13 protein-coding genes are annotated in these 13628 nt (G+C 37.5%); all 13 read left to right on the top strand.

What is annotated here, in order from left to right:
* Window positions 1–10: 10 nt before the first annotated feature.
* Entirely contained in the window at window positions 11–2047 is a 2037-nt protein-coding gene (locus HMPREF1151_RS05080) for a DUF5693 family protein (RefSeq protein WP_038141282.1), read from the top strand.
* Entirely contained in the window at window positions 2040–3134 is a 1095-nt protein-coding gene (csaB, locus tag HMPREF1151_RS05075) for a polysaccharide pyruvyl transferase CsaB (RefSeq protein ID WP_009661218.1), read from the top strand. The genes HMPREF1151_RS05080 and csaB overlap by 8 nt, the downstream gene beginning before the upstream one ends.
* Window positions 3135–3170: 36 nt before the next feature.
* Entirely contained in the window at window positions 3171–4007 is an 837-nt protein-coding gene (locus HMPREF1151_RS05070; protein WP_009661286.1) for a transketolase, read from the top strand.
* Window positions 4007–4939 (top strand): transketolase family protein, encoded by a 933-nt coding sequence (locus tag HMPREF1151_RS05065; protein WP_009661116.1) that lies wholly within the window; start codon window positions 4007–4009, stop codon window positions 4937–4939. The genes HMPREF1151_RS05070 and HMPREF1151_RS05065 overlap by 1 nt, the downstream gene beginning before the upstream one ends.
* An 11-nt stretch (window positions 4940–4950) precedes the next feature.
* Window positions 4951–5637, top strand: coding sequence for a cell division ATP-binding protein FtsE (ftsE, locus tag HMPREF1151_RS05060; protein ID WP_009661118.1), 687 nt, complete (start codon window positions 4951–4953; stop codon window positions 5635–5637).
* Window positions 5627–6514, top strand: a complete 888-nt coding sequence (gene ftsX, locus HMPREF1151_RS05055) for a permease-like cell division protein FtsX (RefSeq protein WP_016475509.1) — start codon at window positions 5627–5629, stop codon at window positions 6512–6514. Before ftsE ends, ftsX begins: the two co-directional genes overlap by 11 nt.
* 10 nt (window positions 6515–6524) lie before the next feature.
* A complete protein-coding gene (locus HMPREF1151_RS05050) occupies window positions 6525–7724 on the top strand; it encodes a murein hydrolase activator EnvC (RefSeq protein WP_009661318.1) in 1200 nt (399 codons plus the stop codon).
* A 1-nt stretch (window position 7725) separates the two neighbouring features.
* Window positions 7726–8862 (top strand): S41 family peptidase, encoded by a 1137-nt coding sequence (locus HMPREF1151_RS05045; protein WP_009661282.1) that lies wholly within the window; start codon window positions 7726–7728, stop codon window positions 8860–8862.
* 22 nt (window positions 8863–8884) lie between these two features.
* Window positions 8885–10156, top strand: coding sequence for a GTPase ObgE (obgE, locus tag HMPREF1151_RS05040; protein WP_009661231.1), 1272 nt, complete (start codon window positions 8885–8887; stop codon window positions 10154–10156).
* Window positions 10157–10164: 8 nt separating this feature from the next.
* Window positions 10165–10449: a ribosome assembly RNA-binding protein YhbY gene (gene yhbY / locus HMPREF1151_RS05035; RefSeq protein WP_009661159.1), complete on the top strand. Its 285-nt coding sequence runs from the start codon at window positions 10165–10167 to the stop codon at window positions 10447–10449.
* Between the two features lie 36 nt (window positions 10450–10485).
* Complete coding sequence (gene proB / locus HMPREF1151_RS05030) at window positions 10486–11607, top strand: glutamate 5-kinase (RefSeq protein WP_009661082.1); 1122 nt, start codon at window positions 10486–10488, stop codon at window positions 11605–11607.
* 11 nt (window positions 11608–11618) lie between these two features.
* The gene (locus HMPREF1151_RS05025; RefSeq protein ID WP_009661313.1) at window positions 11619–12872 is read left to right on the top strand and encodes a glutamate-5-semialdehyde dehydrogenase; all 1254 of its coding nucleotides are present in this window, start codon (window positions 11619–11621) and stop codon (window positions 12870–12872) included.
* Between the two features lie 139 nt (window positions 12873–13011).
* Window positions 13012–13626: a nicotinate-nucleotide adenylyltransferase gene (nadD, locus tag HMPREF1151_RS05020; protein ID WP_038141325.1), complete on the top strand. Its 615-nt coding sequence runs from the start codon at window positions 13012–13014 to the stop codon at window positions 13624–13626.
* The last annotated feature ends 2 nt before the right edge of the window (window positions 13627–13628 follow it).

Here is a 13628-nt window from a genome sequence, read left to right as displayed (position 1 = left end):
AGGAAATATCGTGCATACTGTTAAGAAAACTAAGCACTCATTAGTTCTTATACTATGTATCATAGTAGGACTTATTTCAGCACTCTATTTAGTAATGGAGCGCAATACAATTGAAAAGGCACAAAATCATATTGAGAATATAGTAGATTATGATGCTGTACTTCGAGCTAATGCCTTTGAAAAACGTAGTCAAAAAGATGCTTTTGATGCACTGAAAGAGGCGGGAATAACGGCATTTGCCATTTATGATAGAACATTAGAAAAGGCAAATGACGCTGGTGAAATTAAATTACTTTCATCACAAGATATGTCCGATGTTCGTATCAATGGTGGTTCTATTAAACCAGGTGCTACTTATGTTGCACTTATTCCTGGTAAAGAAGGCTATTATAAAGAAATTCGCGAAGACCTATATCATCGTATTAGTAAAGAAAAGGTTAAAGAACTTAATACTAGTATAGGACCCGTTTTAGAATTACAAGGTGCTACTTCAGATAGCTATGCGAAGATGAACTTAGGCATCTCTAAGATTCAAGCCATGGAAGTGGCCAATCGCGGATTTAATGTAATTGTTCGACCTACTAATTATCGCAATGTTACATCTGATGATATTAAATATGTATTTAATCGTCTAGATGGGGTTCCTCATGTAACAGGTATTATATTTGCTGGTAAAGAGGCATTAGGTGCACCAGATCATATTGATGAAACCTTAGAGGCTATGAATAATCTTCATATTCCATTGGTTGGTATTGAAGCTGTTAATCAGTTGCAATATGAGCCTCAGTTAGGATTCTTAGATATGGCAGCTAAGAAGAATTACAGTGTAGGTCGTGTTTACACAATTTCTAAAGATGAGTTAAAGAAGATTACTCCGGAAGAAGCGGCTCAACGATTCTATATTAGCGATATTGAGCGCAACATTCGATTTAATTTATTCCCTATGTATGAAGTAGGGCAAAATAATGAAACTGTGTTACAAACAACGATTAACTATGTACATAGTGCAACAGATAAATTGAGTGCTAAGGGCTATGAATTTGGGCCAGCAGATATTTATCCTGCCTATACACCTAATCCTTTATTAGTTGTTCTAACAATGATTGGTAGTATTGCGTTATTTGTGTATGTAGGACAAATGTTTATAGCTATGTCACAACACAAACAATTAGTTCTATTTTTTGCACTATCACTACTATCCATTGTTGGATTTATTGTAACTAGCGGTACATTATTAGTTCAAATTTGGGCTTTATCTGCAGCTATTATGGCACCTGTTGGAGCCTTGGTGATTCTTATGGAAGAATGGCGCAGATCAGATGGTACACGTCCTATAGGTGCGTGGAAATCTACGCTACTCGCATTACTCTATCTCGTAATAGCAACATTATTTGCTGCTATTGGTGGCATGTATATTGCGGCATTATTAGGTAATACAAAATTCTTTATGGAATTTGAAATCTTTAGAGGTGTAAAACTTACCTTCGTATTACCAATCATCCTTGTTATGATTGCATATTTACAACGCTTTCCATTATGGAAAGGTCGCATGATTAACTCTAGAACAGAAGCTAAGCAATTCATTAAAGAATTTCTAACTACAGATGTAAAAATGTATGTGTTCTTTGTGTTTGCTGCTATAGGTGCTGCGGCTTGGGTATTTGTAGGTCGTAGTGGTCATACGGCAGGTGTGCCTGTTCCAACATTTGAACTCGTATTGCGTAGATTCCTAGAGAATACACTATATGCTAGACCAAGAGAAAAGGAATTTATGATTGGTCATCCATTGTTGATGCTCGCAACATTTGCATTCTTACGTAAATGGCCTATGGTTATTCACTTTGTATTAACTATAGCTGGCGTTATCGGCGTAGCGTCTATGGTTGAAACTTTCTGTCATATTAGAACACCTGTCTTCATGTCTATTATGCGTGGGTATGATGGCTTGTTGCTCGGTTGTGCTATAGGTATTGTTCTTATTCTTGCAGTTCGTTTCCTTATTTACATCTCGCAATGGGCTATGCATCGGGAGGACAGTCATGAGTAATATCGTTATTTCCGGTTACTATGGCTTTGGTAATGCTGGTGATGAAGCTATGCTTTGCGCCATTATCGACGCTATTCGTGATGTAGAAGACGATGCACATATTACGGTTATCTCCGGCAATCCTCAAGAGACTAGTAGAAAACATAATATTAAGGCTGTTGGAACATTTGCTGCCTTTGGTATTTTGAATGCCATACGTAATGCTGATTTAGTGATTAGCGGTGGAGGTAGTTTATTACAGGATGCTACAAGTATTCGAAATACCTATTATTATCTAAGTATCATGGGACTTGCAAAATTACTCGGAAAACCTGTTATGCTGTACTCTCAAGGTATTGGTCCTTTATATCGTAAATCTACAAAACGAGCTGTTAAATTTATGTTGAAATATGTAGATGGAATTACAGTTCGTGATTCCATTTCGAAAGATGAGTTGAATGCTCTAGGAATTTACGATGTTGAGGTTACGGCGGATGCTGTATTAGCTATGCATAAGGCCAATCCTAGTATCGGTGCTAATATTTTAACCAAATATAATTGTGCTCCTATTGAAAGTGGTAGAAAACGCATCGGCATTGCTGTGCGTAGTTGGAAGGATGATACAGCGTATAGACAGAGTTTAGCAGATGTATTGAGCCGGTTAAGTTTAGAGCAAGATGCTGAAATAGTATTCATACCTATGTCTCATCCTGATGATACGAAGGAAGCAAAGATTATAGCTTCATTAATGAAGATCAAACCAATCGTATTAGAAGGACCTTTTACCACAGAAGAGCAACTATCCTTATCTGGCAATGTAGATCTAATGATTGGCATACGCCTACATGCACTTGTATTTAGTTCCTTAATGGGAAAACCAGTTATTGGTATTTCCTATGACCCTAAAATTACAAGTTTTTTACATATGATTGAACAAGAACCAATTGGTACTATGACAGAATTAGATTCTAATGTTCTATATGATCGATGTGTAGAACTTTTACAATCTACAGAATCCTATCAACATTCATTCAATCGCATTCAAACATTGCGTAAGGTATCGAAACGCAATGCGGAATTTGCTATTTCACTTTTAGAAGAGTATTAAATATAAATTGGAGATTATCCAGAAAGTGAGGTCTTTATGGCTACATTGAGTCAAGATCAAAAACAATTAGTACAAGAGAAAGCAAAAGCGATTCGCGTAAGCATCGTACAGTCTGTTACAGCAGCTAAATCTGGACATCCAGGTGGCTCTTTATCCATTGCTGATGTAATGTCTCTGTTATATTTTGTAGAAATGAATGTAGACCCAAGTAATCCTAAAAAGCAAGATCGTGACCGGTTTGTGTTATCAAAAGGTCATGCAGCGCCAGCATTGTATGCGACACTTGCTGAAAAGGGATATTTTCCTAAATCTGAATTAATCAATTTGCGTAAAATTAATCATTTTCTACAAGGTCATCCTGACATGAAGCATACATCCGGTGTAGATATGTCTACAGGTTCTTTGGGCCAAGGAATTTCTGCCGCTTGTGGTATGGCATTAGCAGGTAAAATCGATAATGCTGATTATCGTGTATATTCCATTCTCGGTGATGGAGAACTTGAAGAAGGTCAAGTATGGGAAGCTGCTATGTTTGCAGGCCACTATAAATTAAATAATTTGACTGCCTTTGTAGATTATAATGGCCTACAAATTGATGGTGATATTGAAAAAGTTATGTCCCCATTGCCAATTCCAGATAAATTTAAAGCTTTCAAATGGAATGTTATTGAAGTAAATGGTCACGATATTGACGAATTACATCAAGCCATTGAAGAGGCGAAAGCTTTCACAGATGGTCCTACATGTATCGTAATGCATACTGTAAAAGGTAAAGGTGTTGCAGAAATGGAAGGTCAAGCTGGTTGGCATGGTAAGGCACCTAGTGAAGAACAAGGTGTAGCATTCGTAAATGAAATCATGGGGGTACAATAATGGGTAAAGCAACACGTGAAGCGTACGGTAATGCGCTAGCAAAAATTGGTAAAGAAAATTCTAATATTATTGTTCTTGATGCTGATTTATCAAAATCTACTAAGACTGATACATTTAAGAAGGAGTGTCCAGACCGTTTCTTTAATGTAGGTATTGCTGAACAAAATCTAATCTCTGTAGGTGCCGGTTTAGCTGCAGCAGGTAAGATTCCATTTGTATCTTCCTTTGCTATGTTTGCAACTGGTCGTGCATTTGAACAAATCCGTAATGCTGTATGCTATCCAAAACTTAATGTGAAAGTATGTGCTACACATGCAGGTATTACTGTAGGTGAAGATGGTGCAACTCATCAAAGTTTAGAAGATATCGCATGTATGCGTGTTTTACCAAACATGACTGTTATTGTGCCAGCAGATGAAAAAGAAACAGAATCTGTCATTCAATGGGCAGCTGATTATAATGGTCCAGTTTATGTACGTCTCGGTCGTGCTGGTGTTGATGATGTAACAGCAGAAGGATATACTTTCACACCTGGTAAATCCAATCAATTAAAAGATGGTTCTGATGTGACAATTATCGCTTGTGGTGCTTTAGTAGGCCCTGCAGTTGAAGCAGCTAAACAACTAGAAGGTGAACAAATTTCTGCTCGCGTTATTAATATGGCATCCATTAAACCTATCGATGCTAATGCCATCATTAAAGCCGCTGAAGAAACAGGTGCTATTGTGACTGCTGAAGAACATAATATTTTAGGCGGTTTAGGTTCTGCTGTATCTGAAGTTGTTGTTGCACATAAACCTGTTCCTATGGAATTCGTTGGTGTTCAAGATACATTTGGGGAGAGTGGTACACCAAAAGAATTGATGGCGAAATATGGTTTAACAGCTGAAGATATTGTAAAAGCAGTTAAAAAAGTGGTGACACGTAAATAAAAGGGGAACCAATGATAGAATTTAAGAATGTTAGTAAAGTATATGAAAACGGATCTACTGCACTTGATAATGTGTGCATCACCATTAATGATGGTGAGTTTGTATTGATTTGTGGTCATAGTGGGGCTGGTAAATCTACGTTGTTTAAATTATTAACTCATGAAGTTACACCAGATTCTGGATTAGTTATAGTCGATGAATTTGATGTTACAAAATTGAAACGTAGTAAAATACCAAAATTGCGACGTAAATTAGGCGTAGTATTTCAAGATTTCCGATTATTACCTAACAAAAGCGTAGCTGAAAATATTGCTTTTGCTTTAGAGGTTATCGAGGAGAAACCTAAGGTAATTAAAGAGAAGGTAGCTCACGTTCTTGAATTAGTTGGCTTATCTGATAAGGCGAATGATTTACCAGAAGATTTATCTGGTGGTGAACAGCAACGTGTAGCGATTGCACGGGCTATCGTCAATCGTCCATCTGTATTAATTGCAGATGAACCAACTGGCAATCTTGATCCGAATACGAGTAAAGACATTGTAGATTTGTTCAAGCATATCAATAATTTTGGCACTACTGTAATTATGGTTACCCATAATATGGATATTGTTACCTATTTAAATAAGCGAGTTATCGAATTAAAAGATGGTCGTGTTCTTAGTGATAATATGAGGGGTGCAGAATTTAATGAAGCCTAGAACAATGAAATATTTCTTTAAGGAAGCCTTAAAGTCCATGAAACGCAATGGACTTATGACATTAGCGTCTATTTCCACTGTAGCATTATCTTTATTTATGCTTGGTGTATTTCTCTGTGGCGTTATCAATCTTAATAACATGGCATCGAGCTTAGAGAATCAAGTGCAGTTAAGTGTGTATTTGAAAGATGGTCTTACTACAGAGCAAATTATGGCTGTTGGTAAGCAAGTGAAAGCAATTCCAAATCTAAAACACTTAGAATTTGTTAATAAAGAACAAGCTATGAAAGAATTTAAGGAGCGCTTGGGGGATCAACAACAATTGGTGAATGCCTTAGGTGGTGTAAATCCATTGCCAAACTCTTATGTTCTTACCTTTGAAAATCCTGAAGATGTTAAATCTACAGCTAAATTAGTAACTACATTCCAAGGCGTAGAAAGTACACATTATGGTCAAGACATCATTGAGGAATTGTTCCGAATTACACAAATTATCCGTATTGGTGGTATCGTACTCATCGGTTTCTTAGCAGCAGCTACATTGTTTATTATTTCTAACACTATTCGTTTAACTGTATTTGCTCGTCGCAAAGAGATTGCGATTATGAAATATGTAGGTGCTACTAATGGCTTTATTCGTTGGCCATTTGTTATCGAAGGCATGTTGTTAGGCTTTATTGGGTCCATTATTGCCGTACTATGCGTGGGTGAGTTCTATCATTTTATTACCATAGAAGTATCCGATTCACTTGCATTCTTCCCATTAGTTCCTATGTTCCCATTCTTCTATCAATTAGTAGCATGCTTAATTGGCGGTGGGATTATCGTAGGCATTATTGGCAGTACCATTTCATTGAAACAATATATGAAAGTATAGTAGAGGGATTATGAGACAGTATACATTTAAAACTCGTCTCGTAGCAGCCCTTCTTTCGGGAGTGGTATTATGCGGGACACCAGCCTATATTATGGCTGAAGATGAAGATTTAACAAATCAATTAGATTCGATTCAACAACAAGTTAACCAGCAAAATGCTGCAAAAGCAGATGCGGAAACTGTGATTGGAAGCGTTTCTGAACAGTTGCGACAAATTGAAGAACAACTTCGTCAAGCGACTGCTGAGTTAGGTACGATTAAAGAGCAGCGTGTAGCTGTAGAAAATGATATTACAGTTAATGAACGTCAATTGGCAGAAGCTCAAAAACGATTAGAAGGTCGAGAATCCGTATTTTATAAACGAGTTCGTGATATTTATATTAATGGACGACTTAGTTATCTTGATGTAGTCATTGGATCTAAAGATTTTAGTGATTTCGCTAATCGATTAGAGGTTTTAAAACGCATTATTGATTCCGATATTACATTGATTAACGAAATTAAAAAAGAGCGTGCTGAAATTGAAGCTCATAAACAAAAACTCGAAGCAGATCGTGCTAAGTTGGTTGAATTAGAAAAAGCTGCACTTGCTAAACAGGCTGAAATTGAACAGAAAAAAGCAGAACGCAATGTGGTTCTTCAAAAAGCGCAAAATGATAGAGCAACTGCAATGCAAGCAATTGAAGAACTTAATGCTTCCTCAGCGCAAGTAAGTGCTATGTTGAAAGAACGACAAGCTGCACGTGCCGCCGCAGCTGCTGCAGCGGCTGCGGCCGCGGCTCAATCCTCTGGTGGACAAGGTGCATCAGATAATTGGGTACAAGGTACAGGACAACTTGGCTGGCCTGTTAGTGGTGAAATCACTTCTCCTTATGGCTATCGTGTTCATCCAATTTGGGGGACCACAATTTATCACTCCGGTATTGATATTGGCGTTGATGAAGGTACACCTGTTCATGCTGCTGATGGTGGCGTCGTAGTTTGGTCTGGATGGATGGGCGGCTATGGTTATGCTGTTGTTATCGATCATGGTAATGGACTTTCTACACTATATGGTCATAACTCTGAGCTCGCCGTAGATGAAGGTCAATCCGTTGCAAAGGGCCAAGTTATTTCTTATGCCGGCAGTACTGGCAATAGTACAGGACCTCATGTTCACTTTGAAGTTCGTGTAAACGGGGATCCAGTAGATCCTATGGGTTATTTATAGAATGAATAATAATTTTAAAAGAATTGGTTTAGCCTTAATTAAATATATATTTGCGTCCATCATTATGTTGTGGCTCGTATTTTGGTATATTTCTGGTTCAGCCATGGGTTTACCACGATTTGTCGTAACCTATTACATAGCGACTCAGAAATTTATGACACCTGTAAGTAAAGCCACATTATTTGATGGTATGTTGAAAGGTTTAGTGGCTTCCTTAGGAGAACCTCATAGTGTCTATTTAGACAAGGATGACTTTGAATCTATGAAAGAGCATACCTCTGGCACCTATGCAGGTGTGGGCATGGTTCTTGGTCATGGTTCAAAAGGGTTAGAAGCAGTATCCGTGATTGATGATATGCCGGCTTATAAAGCTGGCATCAAAAGCGGTGATCACATTGTATCCATCGATGGCGTAGACACTAATTCTATGACGATTGAAGATGCAGCTTCAAAAATACGTGGTGAAGCTGGTAGCGATGTAACGATTGTGGTTGAACGGGATAATCAATTATTAACGTTTAATGTTACAAGAGAAGAAATCGTATTACCTACAGTAAAAAGTAAGATGTTATCAGACCATATTGGATATATTCGCATCAGTCAATTCGCTGAGCATACAGCAGGTGATTTTAAAACACAATATGAGCAGCTTTTATCCGAAGGAATGACTTCATTAGTTCTAGACTTACGCGATAACCCTGGTGGATTACTTAATAGTGCGCAAGATATTGCTAGCATTATTATGCCAGAAGGTACATTAGTATCTTTCACAACACGAGATGGAAAAACCAAAAATTATGTATCTGATGGAAAAAATCCTGCATTACCTATGGTAGTTCTCATTAATAAAGGTTCTGCTAGTGCATCTGAAATCATTGCTGGCGCTATTCAAGATAGAAAATTAGGTACCATTGTTGGCACTAATAGTTATGGTAAAGGCACTGTTCAAAGTGTATATCCAAATCTAGAGGATGAAGGTATTAAAGTGACTATAGCTAAATACCATACTCCTAATGATCGTGTTATTGATGGAACTGGTATTCAACCAGATGTAGTTCTAGAATTACCAAAGGGAACTACCCCATCTAGTGATATGTCAGATATTCAAATTCAAAAGGCAATAGAACTATTAAAATAGTTTTGCAGAAAAGGATGTAATTATGTTTATAGATCGCGCTCGTGTATTTGTAAAAGCGGGTGATGGCGGAGATGGTATGTCTAGTTTCCGTCGAGAGAAATATGTTCCTAATGGCGGACCAAGCGGTGGCGATGGTGGCCAAGGGGCAGATGTTATTTTAAAAGCAGATAAAAATATTAATACTCTTGTAGATTTTCGTTATAAACGCCAATTTAAAGCACCAAAGGGTGGTAATGGTGAAAGTGCCAATAAACATGGTCGCGGTGCAGAAGATTTAATTATTCCTGTTCCATTAGGCACCGTTGTTAAGGACGAAGAATCAGGTAAGGTGTTCTGTGACCTAGTTCATGATGGTGATACCTTTATCATCGCTAAAGGCGGTCGCGGTGGACGCGGTAATGCGAGATTTTTATCTAGCTCTAATCGTGCACCTACTTTTGCTGAAAAGGGGGAACCAGGGGAAGAACGCTGGTTACAACTAGAGCTAAAGGTATTGGCTGATGTTGGCTTGCTTGGCTATCCAAGCGTTGGTAAATCAAGTATTCTACGCAAAGTATCTAAAGCACAACCAGAAGTGGCGGCTTATCATTTTACAACATTAACTCCTGTATTGGGTGTTGTAACGCTCCCTGGTGATCGTAGCTTTGTATTAGCTGATATTCCTGGTCTTATTGAAGGGGCTAGTGAAGGTGTAGGCCTTGGTCATAATTTCTTGCGCCATGTAGAACGCACGAATATTCTGATTCACGTTCTAGATGTATCTGGCATGGAAGGTCGTGACCCTAAAGTAGATTTTGATGCTATTAATGATGAGTTGCGTAAATACTCAGAGAAATTAGCTAATAAGAAACAAATCGTGGCACTTAATAAAATAGATCTTGTCTTTGATGATGAAACAATTCCAAATACAAAATCTTATTTTGAAGACAAAGGTTATGAAGTTTTCTTAATCAATGCATTGAGTGGTGAAGGTTTACCTGAGCTAATGGAACGAGCGTATTATTATGTAGAAAATTATGAGCCAGAGGTTGAAGCCACTGATGATACCGTTATGTATGAAGCAAAACCAGATACGGATTTTGTTATTACACGTGGTGATGATGCTGCTTTCTATATTACGGGTAAACGTATCGAACGACTTGTGGCAATGACCAATCTTGACGATGATCAATCCTTACGTCGATTCCAACGTATTTGGCGTTTCATGGAATTGGATAATAAATTACGTGAAAAAGGATGTCAAGAAGGCGATGAAGTTGTTATTGGTGAACAACGATTCACATTCAGAGACTAGGAGTTATAATGACAGGAAAACAGAAACGGTATTTACGCTCATTAGCTGCAACTATGCCAGCTATTGTGCAAATTGGTAAAAATGGTCTTGAGGATAGCGTGATTGATAGTGCACGAGCAGCACTGATGGCACGTGAATTAATCAAGGTTAAATTGCTTAATAATAGTCCAGAAGATAAAGCGATATTCCAAGAATTAGCAGATATGCTTGGTGCTGAGTTAGTACAAGTTATTGGATTTAATGGTGTTCTTTATAAAGCTAAAAAAGAACCAAAAATTATATTACCGAAATAATAGTTATAACCTTTTTCCCTTATAGGAGATGATTGTATGAGAGATGCCATTAAGAATGCTAAACGCATTGTTGTAAAAGTGGGTAGCAGTACATTATGTTACCCAAATGGTCATTTAAATTTAGAACGGATAGAACATTTAGTCCGTCAATTATCAGATCTTGCCAACCAAGGGAAAGAGGTTATTCTTGTTTCCTCGGGTGCTACGGGTGCAGGTCTTGCGCCGTTAGGATTTAAAGAGAAACCAAGAGATCTTGTGTTACGACAAGCATCAGCAGCGGTAGGACAAGGTGTACTCATTCATATGTATGAACGCATGTTTCGAGAGTATGGTAGAACGGTTGCTCAAATATTATTGACGAAGGAGGATAGCACTTCTCGTCATAGCTATTTGAACCTACGAAATACATTACATGCGTTATTACAATTACATGTCATTCCAATTATTAATGAAAATGATGTAGTAGCTATTGAAGAATATAAAATAGGCGATAATGATACATTATCGGCTACTGTAGCAGGGATTGTAGAAGCCGATGTGCTTATTATTTTATCTGATATTGATGGTTTATATACGGCTAATCCAGCTACGGATTCTACAGCTACTTTAATCCACGAAGTTTCTGTAATTACAGATGAAACTTATGAAATCGCTGGTGGTGCAGGTTCAAGTATGGGTACTGGTGGTATGTATACAAAAATTAAGGCTGCCCATATGGCGACTAATTCAGGTATACATATGATTATTGCCAGTGGTGAATCGGATAATTCTTTACGTAAAGTATGTAAAGGTGAGAATATAGGTACATTATTTGTCGCTAATGATCAAGGTGTTTCTCAAAAGCATCATTGGGTAGCTTATGGGAAACGCTTAAGTGGAAGCATTACTATAGATGAAGGATGTACGAAAGCCGTATTAAATCACGGAGCTAGTATTTTACCAGCTGGTATTATTGAAGTGGATGGGTCTTTTGAACCTGGTGATACAGTATCAATTATTGCTAAGGGAAAAGAAATCGCTAGAGGATTAGTGAATTATAGTTCTACAGATTTACTTAAGATTAAAGGTCACAATACGCAAGATATAGCTCGTGTATTAGAAATTGATACAACATATGATGAGGTTGTTCACAGAAATAATCTAGTAATTATTCATTGATGAGGTACAGTATGAATTCATATGAAAGTATATTTAAAGAAATGGGTGAATCTGCACGAGCAGCATCTATTGTTTTACAGCAATTACCAGAGAAACGCATCAATGAGGTGTTATGTGCTATAGCCGATGCGTTAGTTGAATATAGTGAACAAATTTTAACTGCCAATCACATGGATATGGATTCGGCTAGAGGCGTGGTGCCTGATACGATGTTGGATAGATTACTACTATCTAAAGAGCGCATTAATCAAATGGCAGAAGGTGTTCGTCAAGTTAGTCTATTACCATCACCGGTAGGAACCATCCTTGAAACTATTAATAGGCCTAACGGACTTCATATTGAAAAGCGTGCCGTACCATTTGGTGTTATAGGTATCATTTTTGAAGCGCGTCCTAATGTCACTGTTGATGCTGGCGCCTTATGCTTTAAAACCGCTAATGCCACTATTCTACGCGGTGGTAAGGAAGCATACCGTACAAATCGCGTCATCGTATCTATTATGCAAGATGTATTAGAAGCCAATGATTTACCAAGAGCAGCTATCCAGTTAGTAGAAGTATTAGATCGTGAAGCTGTAAGTGTATTGCTACAACAACGCCGTTATATAGATGTAGTGATTCCACGTGGCGGTGCAGGACTAATACAACGGGTTGTACGTGATAGTATGATACCAGTTATAGAGACGGGAAGCGGTGTCTGTCATACCTATGTTGATGCTGAAGCTAACATTGACATGGCTGTTGATATTGCTGTGAATGCAAAGGTACAACGTCCTTCTGTATGTAATTCTATGGAGACTCTATTGGTTCATAAATCTATCGCTCACGAATTTCTGTTGGCATTAGACCATAAATTAGAGCTCCATCATGTAACGATTCACGGTACACCAGATGTATTACAGATTGTTAAGGGGATTGCTGTTGATGAGCACTCATTTAGTACAGAATATAATGATTTTGATTTAAATGTAGCTATCGTATCATCTGTGGATGAGGCTATTTCACATATTAATCAATATACGACACATCATTCTGAAGCGATTGTAACAGATAATATGAAAACCGCTCAGCATTTTATGAATCTTATCGATTGTTCTACTGTATATCATAATGCGTCTACACGTTTCACAGATGGTTTTGAATTTGGATTTGGTGCTGAAATTGGCATTAGTACACAAAAACTCCATGCTCGTGGACCAATGGGATTACAAGCATTAACATCCTATAAATATTTTGTATTTGGTACAGGACAAATTCGTTCGTGATGCGTTTATATTATTTGATACGAGCTTATTATCGTTATATTCAGACTCCAAAAGGTCGTTATGAGTGGGTATCATATGTAAAAGCATTAGCATTATTTATCTTGATTTGTATTATAGTCATAAAGGGTGTGACTTATATATGGTAGAGAACCGGCGGATTGGTATTATAGGCGGAACTTTTAACCCTATCCACTTAGGACATCTAATGATTGCAGAGGTGGCAAGGGAAAACTTTCATTTAGAAAAGGTTATATTTGTTCCTGCAAGAATACCTCCTCATAAACATAATGATGTTATTGATGCTAAGCATCGTTATGCCATGACGGCTGCGGCGGTAGCAGATAACCCGTATTTTGAAATATCCGATGTGGAAATGCGTCGTGAAGGGCCTTCCTATACAATTGATACTATTCATCATTTCAAAAAAATATATGGGGATTCTGTTTCTTTTTACTTTATTGCTGGTACAGATACAATACGAGACTTACCTAATTGGAAATTTATTGATGAATTATTAGAGCATTGTCATTTTATTGGTGCTATGAGGCCTGATGGATCTCAAGTTATTGATACAACATTAGAGTTATTAGGTCCCAAAGCTAAGAATAGAATTCATTTAATGAATGTACCAGAAATGAAATTATCTGCTACTTATTTACGAGACCGACTGCGTCATGGCTTGACGGTCAGATATATGTTACCTAAATGTGTAGTTCAATATATTGAAAAATATGATATTTATCGGAAGGAATAATT

The sequence above is a fragment of the Veillonella sp. ACP1 genome (assembly GCF_000286635.1).
GTDB lineage: Bacteria > Bacillota > Negativicutes > Veillonellales > Veillonellaceae > Veillonella > Veillonella atypica.
This window is presented reverse-complemented; position numbering and strand designations above follow the sequence as displayed.

What these genes read in the sequence shown, in the direction of transcription:
- csaB (WP_009661218.1), top strand. Translation starts at nt 2,040, where the DNA reads ATGAGTAATATCGTTATTTCCGGTTACTATGGCTTTGGTAATGCTGGT.
- HMPREF1151_RS05070 (WP_009661286.1), top strand. Translation starts at nt 3,171, where the DNA reads ATGGCTACATTGAGTCAAGATCAAAAACAATTAGTACAAGAGAAAGCA.
- HMPREF1151_RS05065 (WP_009661116.1), top strand. Translation starts at nt 4,007, where the DNA reads ATGGGTAAAGCAACACGTGAAGCGTACGGTAATGCGCTAGCAAAAATT.
- ftsE (WP_009661118.1), top strand. Translation starts at nt 4,951, where the DNA reads ATGATAGAATTTAAGAATGTTAGTAAAGTATATGAAAACGGATCTACT.
- ftsX (WP_016475509.1), top strand. Translation starts at nt 5,627, where the DNA reads ATGAAGCCTAGAACAATGAAATATTTCTTTAAGGAAGCCTTAAAGTCC.
- HMPREF1151_RS05050 (WP_009661318.1), top strand. Translation starts at nt 6,525, where the DNA reads ATGAGACAGTATACATTTAAAACTCGTCTCGTAGCAGCCCTTCTTTCG.
- HMPREF1151_RS05045 (WP_009661282.1), top strand. Translation starts at nt 7,726, where the DNA reads ATGAATAATAATTTTAAAAGAATTGGTTTAGCCTTAATTAAATATATA.
- obgE (WP_009661231.1), top strand. Translation starts at nt 8,885, where the DNA reads ATGTTTATAGATCGCGCTCGTGTATTTGTAAAAGCGGGTGATGGCGGA.
- yhbY (WP_009661159.1), top strand. Translation starts at nt 10,165, where the DNA reads ATGACAGGAAAACAGAAACGGTATTTACGCTCATTAGCTGCAACTATG.
- proB (WP_009661082.1), top strand. Translation starts at nt 10,486, where the DNA reads ATGAGAGATGCCATTAAGAATGCTAAACGCATTGTTGTAAAAGTGGGT.
- HMPREF1151_RS05025 (WP_009661313.1), top strand. Translation starts at nt 11,619, where the DNA reads ATGAATTCATATGAAAGTATATTTAAAGAAATGGGTGAATCTGCACGA.
- nadD (WP_038141325.1), top strand. Translation starts at nt 13,012, where the DNA reads ATGGTAGAGAACCGGCGGATTGGTATTATAGGCGGAACTTTTAACCCT.